The sequence below is a fragment of the Flavobacterium sp. 11 genome (assembly GCF_002754315.1).
GTDB classification, from domain to species: Bacteria; Bacteroidota; Bacteroidia; order Flavobacteriales; family Flavobacteriaceae; genus Flavobacterium; species Flavobacterium algoritolerans.
The window spans coordinates 2,729,695-2,742,657 of sequence record NZ_PEFE01000001.1; the positions used below are offsets into that span (position 1 = coordinate 2,729,695).

A 12,963-nucleotide genomic window follows, 5' to 3' on the forward strand; every position below is an offset into this window, starting at 1 on the left:
AATTCTAAATTGTTAAAAATTATTTAGATGCTCGTTGTTAAAACGGGAGGTCGTCCTTTGTATCGTCATTGTTGTTTCCTGTAGAAGCCTGTTCCGCTTCGGTTTTCTTACCGCCCCCGTGAAGCTTGATTTGCGAGGTGTTGAAGTTCAGTCCTGCGTGTGGTTGTCCGTCACTGCCTGTCCACGCTCTTGCACTCACTTTGCCTGTCAGTTCTACCACCGTGCCTTTTGTGAGTATCTGCGCTACTTTTGGACTAAGCCAATAGGCGCAGTCGAAATACGTTGTCTGCTCTATGCGCTCACCCGCTTTGTTTTTGTAGCTGTCGTTGATGGCTACCGAAAAGTTTACTACTGTTTTGCTGTTGGACACGTTGCGTACCTGCGCATCCGCTGTCACTCTTCCTGTGATGTTCATAATTTCTACGATTTTTAGTGATTAATTTTTTTTGAAATTTTATTCGGCAATGTGAGGAGGTGCTGTTTTGTTTCATCAAATCCATTTGTAATATTTTATTTCTCATTGCTGACATTTTTTTTATTCGTCTAAAGAGCCGGAGTATGCTATGTTTTGTTTCATGAGCATAAAAAGGTGAGTGTTTAGCAATAGCAAGGCTTTGATAAAAAATACAACCTGGATGGGTGGAGATTTTTTGGCAAATCTGAAGGACCAGGCCTTGCTATTGCGTAAAGAACACGGAGTTACCTTTGCTCTTGAAATAAGACAAAAGCATACTGGTTTTTGAATATAAAAATGAAGGGGAAGTAATGATGATTTGTATTACTCAAATGCAAATGAGATTAAAATTTGACAAAGGATTAAATATCCTAACTCAATTACAGACCCATCCATTGGATTCATCATATTCAATCTATAAGCCGCATTAATTATTTTACCATTATGGCTGAGCTTTGAAATAATAAGGTATTCATAAAATGATCTAAGGTGACGTGGGAAAAGATTGTAATTGATTTGGAATAGGAGCGGTAGCGCAACGAGGACATGGAAGATTTAATATGAGGGATTGAAAGAGTGTTTATCAAGCCCTATTTTTATGAATTTTCCATCGTTACCTGTCTAAAAATAAGTTTGATTCTTGGGTAGAAAACCGGTTAAATTGACCAGCATTTTTTGGCATAAAATCGTATGAAATTGTATGCAGGATTTTATAAGAAAATTGAAAAATAAGTTTTTACCGTATATAAGTTTATAACTACTTTAGCCAATATTCAAAAAAAGTCAAAAAAACACAATGTCAGACGAACAAAAGAAACTCTTAGAAACCCAATTATGGGCGATTGCCAATATCCTAAGAGGTAAAATATCAGCCAATCAATTTCAAGACTACATATTAGGTTTTATTTTCTACAAATACCTTTCGGAAAAATTAGAAAAAAAAGCCAATGAGTTCCTAAAGCCAGATGGAATCGTGTTTAATACTATTGACGAAAATAGTAGTGATGGTAAAGCTGTTTTAGAAGCGTTAAAAGAAGCCATTGTTGAAGCACTAGGATATTTTCTAAAACCATCCGAACTGTTTACAAATCTTGCAAAAAAAGGAAATGCAAAGGTTATTAATCAAGACGATGAAGAGCAAATTCAAAGCACTTTTATTCTCGAAGATTTAGCCAACGTTTTGAACTCTATCGAAAAAAGTACCATGGGTTCTGATAGTCAAGACGATTTTGACAACCTATTCTATGATATCGATTTAAACTCTACTAAAATAGGTCGTACCACCAAAGACCGTAACGATGTCATTGTAAAAATACTTACAGCATTGGACGAAATTGATTTCGATTTAGACAATACCGAAGGTGATGTTTTGGGTGATGCTTATGAGTATTTGATTGCACAATTTGCAGCAGGTGCCGGACAAAAAGCAGGAGAATTTTACACACCGCAACAAGTATCGAGTATCTTGGCCAAAATTGTGACTACTCGCAAAAGCAAGTTAAAATCAGTTTATGACCCAACATGTGGATCCGGTTCGCTTTTACTTCGTGTGGCACGAGAGGTAGAAGAAGTAGGACATTTTTACGGTCAAGAACAAAACCGTACCACCTACAACTTAGCGCGAATGAACATGATTTTGCACGATGTGAATTATCATAAGTTCGATATTAAAAACGAAGACACGCTCGAAAAACCGCAACACTTGGATTTTAAGTTTGATGCCATTGTAGCCAATCCACCATTCTCAGCAAAGTGGTCTGCAAATCCTATTTTTACAAATGACGAGCGATTTTCGCAATACGGCAGACTGGCACCTGGAACCAAAGCTGATTTTGCTTTTATCCAACACATGGTGCATCAGTTAGACGATAGCGGTATTATGGCCTGTATTGCGCCGCATGGCGTATTGTTTCGAGGTGCTGCCGAAGGACATATTAGGAAGTATTTAATTGAAGATTGCAACTACATTGATGCCATTATTGGTTTACCGTCTAACTTGTTTTATGGCACGAGTATTCCAACCTGTATTTTGGTCTTGAAGAAATGCAAAGAAACGCCAGAAAACATTTTATTCATTGATGCCAGTAATGATTTTGAAAAAGTAAAAAATCAAAACGTACTACGTGAATTTGACATTGATAAAATTATTGAAACCTATCAAAACAGGACCGTAATAGACAAATATTCTAACGTAGCAACTCTCGAAGAGGTAAAAGCTAATGATTACAACCTGAACATTCCACGGTATGTAAACACATTTGAAGAAGCGATCGCTATTGATCTAAATGCGGTGGCTGATCAATTGCAAAGCATTGATTTAAAAATGAATGAAGTAGACAAAACCATTGCTGCCTTTTGTAGTGAACTCCAAATTAAAACCCCTTTTTAATATGGAAATAGTACAACCAAAATTAAGGTTTCCAGAGTTTAAAGGAGATTGGAATAAGAAATTGATTAAAGAAGTATTGTCAATTGGCAGCGGTAGAGACTATAAACATTTAGAGAAAGGAAATGTTCCTGTTTTTGGTACAGGAGGTTTAATGAATTATGTTAATGATTTTTTATACGATGGTGAAACAGTTTGTATTGGAAGAAAAGGAACGATAGATAAACCTATGTATTTTGATGGAAAGATATGGACAGTAGATACATTATTTTACACTAATAAATTTATCAATTCAACACCTAAATTTATATATAATCTTTTTCAAAGAATTAATTGGAAAGAATACAATGAAGCTTCGGGCGTGCCAAGTTTATCTAAAAGTACAATTGAAAAAATTGAAATTAAATTACCGCTAATTGAAGAACAAACCCGTATTGCCAATTTCCTTTCATCAGTAGATGAAAAACTAAACCTTTTAAAAGAAAAAAAAGCCCTTTTAGAAGACTACAAAAAAGGTATCATGCAAAAAATCTTCAACCAAGAAATCAGGTTTAAAGATGATAATGGTGAGGATTTTGAGGATTGGGAAGAGAAAAGTATCGGAAATATACTTACAATTGGTAGTGGTAGAGATTATAAACATTTGAATTATGGAAATGTACCTGTTTTTGGTACAGGTGGTTTAATGACATTTGTAGATAGTTTTTTACATCAAGGCGAAACTGTTTGCATTGGACGTAAAGGTACAATTGATAAACCAATGTATTATAATGGAGATATTTGGACTGTAGATACTTTATTTTATACTCATACTTTTATAGAATCAATACCAAAATTTGTTTATTATGTTTTTCAAAGTATAAATTGGAAACAACATAATGAAGCTTCCGGTGTACCAAGTTTGTCTAAAAGTACAATTGAACAAATTTTAATAAACGTCCCTTCAGTTGCTGAACAAACCAAAATAGCTAATTTCCTTTCGGCAATTGATGAAAAAATAGCATTAGTTTCCAATCAAATACAAGATACCCAAGAATATAAAAAAGGATTGTTACAGCAAATGTTTGTGTAAATAAAAACACTATGGAAAATAAAAAAATTATCGATTACATTATTTTAGAAATGGAATCAAAAGAGTTTCTAGTAATTGAGGTTTTAAACAAGATTAAAGAGGGATATCTTCCATTAGGAGGAATTTCATTGGCTGTAGATTCTGGAAAATTGACAGTATTTAAATATTTTGCTCAGGCTATGGTTAAATACGATGATAAATAAATGATATCCTAATCCGAAATACTATTAGAATAAAATCTAATTGAAAAATTGGATGATAAAAATGTATTGTTGCAGCAAATGTTTGTGTAAATACTTCGAGATTTATCAATAATCTCGAAGTATTTACTATATTTGAACTCTTTAATAATACTGTTAAGATGGAAGATGCACCGAAAATGATTTTTAATCAAAAAATATTTGCACTGGCAAATAAACCAGATGTGGTTGTTAAGATAAAAGAAATTAATAACGAGTATTTATATTGGGATAAAGTAAAATATAAAAAAATATTAGATTTAGATCCTATACAACTTTGGTCTGCCGTAAAAATGGCAAGAGCGGTAAATTACAAAAATATCTCTTTTGGTAGTTATCAATTTAATTATGTGACTACTGATTATATTCAAAAAATACTTCACTATTTTGATATGAATATCGGTGGTTATATGGGAGCAAATAATGTTGTTCCAGATGCTGATAAAACTAGATATTTGGTAAGTGCTATTATGGAAGAAGCTATCTCTAGTAGCCAGATAGAAGGAGCCAATACTACCCGTAAAAAAGCTAAAGAAATGCTTCGTAAAGAAGTAAAACCAAAGACCAAGTCAGAACAAATGATTGTAAATAATTATGTTACAATCAAACACATCACACAAAATCGCAATGACGATTTAACCCCTGAAAAATTGTTATACGTTCACGGACTAATTGCTTGTGATACATTAGACGATAAAAAAGAGGAAGGCGCATTTAGAATATCTGATGATGTACAAGTTGTCAATCATATTGATGGCGAAGTCGTGCATACACCTCCTAGCCATAAAGAACTGGAAATATTAATTAAAGACTTATGTGACTTTTTTAATGCTGATAGTAAAGAAACTTTTATGCACCCTATCCTTAAAGCAACTACTATTCATTTTATGATTGGTTACATTCACCCTTTTACAGATGGAAATGGTAGAACGGCGCGTGCCTTGTTTTACTGGTATTTATTAAAAAAAGGATATTGGCTTACAGAGTATTTATCTATTTCAAAGATTATTCAGGATACTAAAAATCAGTACGAGAAAGCCTATTTATATACCGAAGCAGATGCCAATGATTTGACTTACTTTATGACCTATCATTTAAAGGTGATGGACAAATCGTTCGAAGCATTAAAAGAATATATTCAACTGAAACAAAAAGAAAATTTACAAATTGCAAGTTTTGTTAGAATTCCAAATGTTAATGAACGTCAAGCGCAATTATTAAAAATACTATACGATGAACCAGAAAGTATTTTTACTGTAAAAGAAGTAGAGAATAGATTTTTAATATCAAATTTTACAGCACGAACTGATTTGTTAGGTCTCGTAAATCTTGACTTTTTAGATATAATTCAAGTCAATAAAGTGAAACAAAACTTTGTGCGTTCTGAAAAATTCTTAGTATTATTAACCAAATATAAAATTAAATAAACTTCGAGATTTGTAAAGAATCTCGAACTATTAATATAACATGACATCACAATCCGAATTAATTTTAGAGCAAAATCTAGTAAACCAATTAGCTTCAAATGGATACGATAAAGTAACTATTAAAGATGAAAATAATTTACTAGTCAATCTTAAAAAGCAATTAGAAAAACACAACAACAAAGTGTTTTCTAATTCGGATTTTAAGCAAATACTAAACCACTTAACCAAGTCTAACAATGTTTTTGAAAAGGCGTTATTGCTACGCGATAAGTTTGCTTTCAAAAATGACAATAACGAATTGGTTTATGTGGAGTTCTTAAATATGGATTTCTGGTGTCAAAATCAATATCAAGTAACCAATCAAATCACGGTTGAAGGGACGTATAAAAACCGTTATGACGTAACCATTTTAATTAACGGTTTGCCCTTAGTGCAAATAGAATTAAAGAAGACGGGCTTAGAATTAAAAGAAGCCTACAATCAAATCAACCGCTACCAAAAACACTCTTTCTCAGCCAATACTGGGTTGTTTAATTATGTGCAATTATTTGTAATTAGTACCGGCGTAAATACTAAATACTTCAGCAATTTCGGAAACAAAAAACCCGATTTCAAACAAACCTTCTTTTGGACAGACGAAAACAACAAACGTATTTCTAAATTAGAGGATTTTGCCAATACCTTTTTAGAGAAATGTCATTTATCTAAAATGATTACGAAATACACCGTATTGCATGATTCTGATAAAATGTTGATGGTATTGCGTCCGTATCAATTTAATGCCGTAGAACGTATTATTGACAAGGTAAAAAACAGCAACCACAACGGTTATATATGGCACACTACAGGTTCAGGTAAAACATTAACTTCGTTCAAAGCCAGTCAAATTTTGTCACAATTACCAAAGGTGGATAAAGTAGTTTTTTGTGTAGACAGACAAGATTTAGATTACCAAACGGCTAAAGAATTCAATGCCTTCAAACCAGATTGTATTGACCCAACTAATAATACTGCCAACTTAGTACGACAGTTCAAAGACAGCAATAGCAAGCTTATTGTAACAACGATTCAAAAATTGTACAATGCTATTACGAGAGAACACCATCTTAAAACAATGGACGATCTAAAAGACAAAAAAATTGTCTTTATTTTTGATGAATGCCACCGCTCTCAATTTGGAGATACGCATAAAAAGATAACCCAATATTTTGAAAACTATCAAATGTTTGGGTTTACCGGTACACCTATTTTTGCAGAAAATGCCTCGTCTAAAAACAAGCAAAACCAAACCACGGCAAGCTTATTTGGTGAGCAATTGCATAGTTACGTTATTACCGATGCGATAAAAGATGACAATGTATTGCGTTTCTCTGTGGAGTATGTAGGGAAGTATAAAGAGCGTGAGAATTCGCAAAATGAAATTGACATTGAAGTAGAAGCAATTGATACCCAAGAATTATTACAAAGCAAAGACCGCATTGAAAAGATTACCAATTATATCATTCAGCAACATCCCATTAAAACGCAAAACAAAACGTTTACGGCTATGTTTTGCGTGAGTAGCGTAGACATGCTGATTAAATATTATGATCTATTCCTTAAATTAAAAGAAGAGGGTAAACATGATTTAAAGATGGCTACAATTTTTAGTTTCGGTGCCAATGACGAAATGATTAGCGATACAGACGATTATGATAGTAAAGATTTTAATGAGGTAGCAGAAAAGGAAGAAGTTTATAATGCCTATCATAAAAGAGATAAGCTAGAAAGTTATATAGAAAATTACAACAAAACCTTTAAAACCAATTGGACTACAAAAGACAGTCAATCCTTTTACAATTATTACAAAGACATAGCACAACGAGTACGTTCTAAACAAGTAGATATTTTATTTGTGGTTAATATGTTCCTAACAGGATTTGATAGTAAATCATTGAATACCCTATTTGTAGATAAAAATTTAAAATACCACGGTTTAATTCAAGCCTATTCCAGAACCAATAGAATTCTTGGTGATAAAAAATCACAAGGAAATATTGTCGTATTTAGGAATCTTAAAAAAGCCACTGATGATGCCATTGCCTTATTTTCAGATAAAAAGGCTAAAGAAATTATCATCTTAAAACCATACGAAACCTACGTTAAAGAAATTAATGAAGCTTACGATAATTTAACAGCAATTACTCCAACTTTTGAATCAGTTGATGATTTATATACCGAAGACGAAGAGCTAGAATTTGTAAAAGCGTTTCGTGAAATTATCCGGTTAAAAAACATAATTGCATCATTTGTAGATTTTACTTTTGACGATATTGTTTTAGGAGAACAAGAATTTGATAACTATAAATCGAAATACTTGGAGTTATCTGATAAAGGTAAAAAAGAAAAAACCTCCATACTTAACGAAGTCGATTTTGAACTAGAATTGATTCATCGTGATGATATTACAGTAACCTATATTTTAGGATTATTAGCCAAGTTAAAAGCAACAAACCCAGAGGAAAAAGAACGCAGACAAAAAGAAATACTAGATATCGTTGCAGGAGATGTCAAACTGCGCAGCAAACGCGAATTGATAGAACGTTTCATTGAAGAAAACTTGCCATTACTTGAAGATGCTTCAATAGAGGAAGGTTATGCAGCATTTATGATCGAAGAACAGCAAAAAGCCTTCAATCAATTTGTACAAGATGAAAAGATAAATGCGGACAAGCTAAAAAAACTAACAGAAGATTATTTATTCACCCAAAGAATCCCCACCAAACAAGAAGTAGTGGAAGTATTAGAACATCAACCCTCTATTTTACAAAGATCAAAAGTAGGTGATACTATTCTAAATAAATTTCTTACTTTTATCGACACGTTTTTTAATGATTAATATTTAATTTGATTGTGTAAAATAAAAATTTATGACAGTAGTAAATATAGTATTTCACCATATAATAAAAGAACTAAAAGGAAAAGCATCTTTAAAATGCTCTGATAAGTTGTTACCCATTAATGCAACTGTCAATGAATTTGTAACAAAATTAATTAAAAACTACAGTTCAAAAAATCCAACTCAAGGAACTTTTCAAGACGATCCTGATAATTATCCATTTCAAAAAAAGGTTGAATCTTATCTAAATGATGGAGATTTCTTGGCTTTTACTCAAGAATCAATGAAAATTCTGGAAAGAGCGATAGATATACCAACAACAACAGGAGGATATGTCGTTTTTGTGCATTATACTGAGAAAAATGTTGATTTTTTGATTACAGCAATGCTTGATAAAGCTGCACAATTCACAGTGGATGACGAAAATTTAGATATTGAAAAATTGATGACTCTTGATGTTGAAAAATTAGCCAGAGCTAATAGATTAAATATTAAAAGATGGCAAGATAAAGATATTTTATACCTATCGTTTATTAAAGGAACAAGAGCAGTTTCCAATTACTTTATTAAATTTATTGGCTCTACTGACATTACTTCTTCAAAAGAAAATTTTGATAAGCTAAAGGATGCTACAAATAGATATTTTATTGAAAAAAATATAAAAGCATTAGAAAAAGATAAAATTAAAGACAAATTTAAAGCCTATTTCGATGTTTGTTTTGATCAAAAAAAAGATGCTGAATTAGAGTCTATTTCCTCTCTTATTAATGACCAAGAACCAAAGGCTTTTTTAGATTTCATAAAAGAAAAAGAACTAGAAGTTAGTGGTAAAATTGCTATTCATAGAAAAACTGATTTTGATTCTTTTGTTAGAACTAAAATTGTTGAAAAAGGATATACGTTGTTTTTTGATAAATCATTGATTAAAACAAATAAAATAACACACATAGGTAATCAAATTATTATCAACGATGTTCCAGATGAATTGATAAAATTAGCTTTTGATGATGAAAAAACTTCTTGATAGTTTAGTTCAGGTTAGAAGACTTATAGATTTACAAAGTGCTGATTCAATTTCTACAATAGGTTTCCTTGTTATTACTGAAACAAATATTGAATATTTTGATTCATTGCTTGATAGTGAAATAATCGATATACTAAGCGTTGGTGAACCAAATGAAATGAAGAGTATAATGAAGGAGGACATTCCTAATTTTATCAACCAACAAGTTTATTTGGACATAAGAACAGGGAATATTAATTGCTATTTTGAAACGGTAAATGATTTTCTAAATGGTAATAAGTTTAAATTAAAAAGTGAGTTATTCTACATTGCTGAAAATGATTATTATTCAGAAGAATCAGCAGTTGTAAATGAAATAGTTAATAACTACAATAAAAACATCGAACTTATTGATTTTTTAAATTCATTATCTCATACTCATCATCTAATAGGAAATCAGCTGAAATATTATTTTTACAGGATTTCAAATAGTATTGTTGAAATTGATATAAAATATTCAATTCAAGATTTAGATTTTTTTTCTGAATTAGAAGGATTTCAGGAATTAAAAAAGGAATTTTTAGACCCGATAAGTCATAAAGACAAAAAGGAATTATTTGTAAATGAATTGGTGAATTTTATAGAGTGCAATTCAAGTGATTATTTGACAATTGTTAAAAATTGGAAAACTATTCTAAATTCTTATAATAAAAGCTATAAATTATATCTGGCTGGTTTTTCATTTGAGAAAATTAAAACATCTTCAAATGAACATTTTCAGAAATTATTAGATCGTATCTATGATTCAATAAGTAAAGTATCAGGATATATTTTTGGAATCCCAATAGGCTTTATTTTATTATTGAATTACTTTGACTATAGCGGTTTGTTAATATTCAAAAACGTCATAATTCTAATATTATCAATTCTTTTTTTTGTTTTGATATGGTACATTTTACTAAAAAATATTAAAGAATCAATAGATGCAATTGAAGAAGATATTGACGAATTTATTAATCTGATTAGTACAGTTATTGTGCTTAAGCCTATTAAAGAAAAATTAGAAAGTCTTAAAAAGGTTTCTATAAAAAAACAACGAAATAAATTACTGATAGTGAAAGGAGTTACAATATCAATATTTGCCCTAACAGTTATTGTGTTTTCTTATATATTCTTAGATATAAGTATTTATTTGTAAAAGGTTTTTATTAGATACAAAGTGCTAATGACTATAGCACTCATATTTTGCTTCGTTGAATGGTATTATAGTTTCTATCATAATTTAATTTTTTAAATTATAAATATATAATTATGACGTTCTTCAGTTAAGTCGTTGGTCTAGTTTATATATTTTAAATCAGTGGTTTAATTTATTTTGTAAGAAAATTTAGATATTTTTTTGTTTAAATGGTAAAATGCTACGATACTGCCATTTAAATTTTGAGCACTTTTAAAAATTTTGATAGTTGCGGGAAAAATAAAAAAGCCTGCAAGAAAAAAATGTAGTCTTTAAATCCTCGCTCGCAGCATTTTGTCCGTTTTTATAAAAAATCTGCAATATAAACCATTTGCCTTCGACTTTAAAGTGGCTTTCAAAGCCACTTTAAAGTAAAAGCTAAGAATTCATTTTCTTTTTTTAACCAGTTTTAAAAAAAATTATTTAAATGAAATTTTATTAGTTGTTTCTCTTTTTTTCTCATCGATGATTTTTGTATATATCTGCGTTGTCTTTATGTTTTTGTGCCCCAGCATTTTCGATACCGTAAAAATGTCGGTACCTGCTGCCATCTGCAATGTTGCATACGTATGACGAAAGCAATGAAATGTAATATGTTTCTCAATTGATGCGTCGTTAACCCATATAGGCAGCAACCGGTCAACATCCCATTTTTTTAAATCATAAAAGACTCTCTTATATTGATCCACTTTTTCACCTAAAAACTCGAATGCTTCGGGGGATATAGGAAGGGTTACTGGTCGATCAGTTTTTTGCTGCTTAAATCTTATGTAATATCCTTCACTTTTACTGTATTGTACTTCTTCCCATGTAAGTTTTGATATATCGGAATAGCGCATGCCTGTGAGCAGAGAAAAAAGACTGACACGTTTTACAATTTCCTTTTTACAAGGGGTTTTAAATAGCCTTACAGCTTCTTCCATGGTTAGAAAATTCCTTTGAGACTCTTGTTCCTTTATGCTTTCAACCGCAGCATTAACATCCGTTTGAAGTAATCCTTTTTTGTAAGCTTTTCGAAGAGTAGCTTTGATCTTATTGAAATAAGTTAAAGCTGTATTCTGAGCTAAAAACTTACCCTTTTTCCTGATACATTTTGCCTTTAAGAGATACTCCCTAAAATCTTCTATAACAGTCACATCGATATCCTGTATCAGTAAATCCTCATTTTTAAGAAAATTTTCAAAGTGGATAATGGCATAAGTCCAGATATCACCGTTATTACCCGTTTTATGCTCTGCAACAAGCTTGAGATACTGCAGAAATGATTTTTCGCCAATCTCTTTAAGACGAAGTTGCTCTAACTCAAAAGGATTGTAGATCTGTGACTTATTTACTTCATTAAACCTATTTGCACAGATAATTTCAGCTTTATAGAGATTCTCAGAATTCATAGTCTTGTCAACATTATTTTTTGGTTTAGGAACGAGGTATAAACTTAAATACTCCCTACGGTAAAGTTTATGAGTCTTAGGATTGTAAACCGGAGGGAAAAAATCAAGATATAGTGTAATCTTACCACTTGGCAGCATCCTTTTTCTTAGCGTAACATTTATATTTTTCATCTTCCCGCAGCATTAAAAATTATATCAATATCCTGTTTGGATACACAGGTGAATTTTCCAACGGAATATTTTACTATACCCTGCCGTTGAATCAATAGATAGAGCGCTCCTGAAGAAATATTATACTTCTGTTGAATTTCCGTTATAGTATAGCAATTGTCAAAACCAGGAAATTGCTGTCCAGTTTTCAAGGTCACATCCTGTATAGGAATTGCAAAAAAAGCTTCAAGATCGCATCTGCGGATAACAGTTCGTTTGCCAAACTTTGCAATGTCCAGCTGTCCATTGTTAACTAACCTGTAAAGCGTACTTCTGCTGATTCCAAAAAGAAGGGTTGCCTGAGTAATTTTTAAAAACTCAAGAGGCTTTATTTTTTCCAAATCTGTGTTTAAAAGCTGAACGATCTCGTTATTGCTTTTTTCTACTTTTCCTTTGCGTACCAGTGATTTATAACCACGGCTGTTGCAAATGTGCGAACAATACCGTGTGCGCGTTGTTCTGGCTGTGAACTGTTTTTTGCAGTGCTCACAAATTCTGATAACCTCAATGTTAGAACTCATAATGTGACTAATTTTGTGTCCCATTGTGTCTATGTGTCTCTCTGTGTGTCATAATTTCGCCAAAAAAAAATCCAACAAGGAAAATTATTTTCGTGGTACAATAATGGTACAAAAAGGAACAAACTATCTGCAAATAAAGCTAAAT

10 protein-coding genes are annotated in these 12,963 nt (G+C 31.5%); 7 read left to right on the forward strand and 3 right to left on the reverse strand.

Annotated elements, in window-relative coordinates; translation table 11 throughout:
* Positions 1-37 precede the first annotated feature (37 nt).
* Positions 38-415: a single-stranded DNA-binding protein gene (locus tag CLV00_RS11900; RefSeq protein WP_099715395.1), complete on the reverse strand. Its 378-nt coding sequence runs from the start codon at positions 413-415 to the stop codon at positions 38-40.
* Positions 416-1,250: 835 nt separating this feature from the next.
* Between CLV00_RS11900 and CLV00_RS11905 the strand changes: the two genes are divergently transcribed.
* The 7 genes from CLV00_RS11905 to CLV00_RS11935 all read left to right on the forward strand — a co-directional run bounded on the left by CLV00_RS11905 (position 1,251) and on the right by CLV00_RS11935 (position 10,657).
* Positions 1,251-2,843: a type I restriction-modification system subunit M gene (locus tag CLV00_RS11905; protein WP_099715396.1), complete on the forward strand. Its 1,593-nt coding sequence runs from the start codon at positions 1,251-1,253 to the stop codon at positions 2,841-2,843.
* Between the two features lies 1 nt (position 2,844).
* Positions 2,845-3,912, forward strand: coding sequence for a restriction endonuclease subunit S (locus tag CLV00_RS11910; RefSeq protein ID WP_099715397.1), 1,068 nt, complete (start codon positions 2,845-2,847; stop codon positions 3,910-3,912).
* Positions 3,913-3,923: 11 nt separating this feature from the next.
* On the forward strand, positions 3,924-4,115 hold the full coding sequence (locus tag CLV00_RS11915; protein ID WP_099715398.1) for a hypothetical protein: 192 nt from the start codon (positions 3,924-3,926) through the stop codon (positions 4,113-4,115).
* A 158-nt stretch (positions 4,116-4,273) separates the two neighbouring features.
* The gene (locus tag CLV00_RS11920) at positions 4,274-5,578 is read left to right on the forward strand and encodes a Fic family protein (RefSeq protein ID WP_099715399.1); all 1,305 of its coding nucleotides are present in this window, start codon (positions 4,274-4,276) and stop codon (positions 5,576-5,578) included.
* A gap of 40 nt (positions 5,579-5,618) precedes the next feature.
* Positions 5,619-8,456 (forward strand): type I restriction endonuclease subunit R, encoded by a 2,838-nt coding sequence (locus CLV00_RS11925; RefSeq protein WP_099715400.1) that lies wholly within the window; start codon positions 5,619-5,621, stop codon positions 8,454-8,456.
* A 31-nt stretch (positions 8,457-8,487) separates the two neighbouring features.
* Positions 8,488-9,480, forward strand: a complete 993-nt coding sequence (locus CLV00_RS11930) for a nucleoid-associated protein (RefSeq protein WP_099715401.1) — start codon at positions 8,488-8,490, stop codon at positions 9,478-9,480.
* Positions 9,461-10,657 carry a hypothetical protein gene (locus CLV00_RS11935; RefSeq protein WP_143394894.1) on the forward strand — a complete coding sequence of 399 codons (1,197 nt, stop codon included), beginning with the start codon at positions 9,461-9,463 and terminating at the stop codon, positions 10,655-10,657. The genes CLV00_RS11930 and CLV00_RS11935 overlap by 20 nt, the downstream gene beginning before the upstream one ends.
* A gap of 458 nt (positions 10,658-11,115) precedes the next feature.
* Here the strand turns inward: CLV00_RS11935 and CLV00_RS11940 are convergent, their stop codons facing one another.
* Together CLV00_RS11940 and CLV00_RS11945 are read right to left on the reverse strand one after the other, a co-directional pair.
* Entirely contained in the window at positions 11,116-12,258 is a 1,143-nt protein-coding gene (locus tag CLV00_RS11940; protein ID WP_099715403.1) for a site-specific integrase, read from the reverse strand.
* Positions 12,255-12,818, reverse strand: coding sequence for a helix-turn-helix domain-containing protein (locus CLV00_RS11945; protein ID WP_225872934.1), 564 nt, complete (start codon positions 12,816-12,818; stop codon positions 12,255-12,257). The genes CLV00_RS11940 and CLV00_RS11945 overlap by 4 nt, the downstream gene beginning before the upstream one ends.
* Positions 12,819-12,963 lie beyond the last annotated feature (145 nt).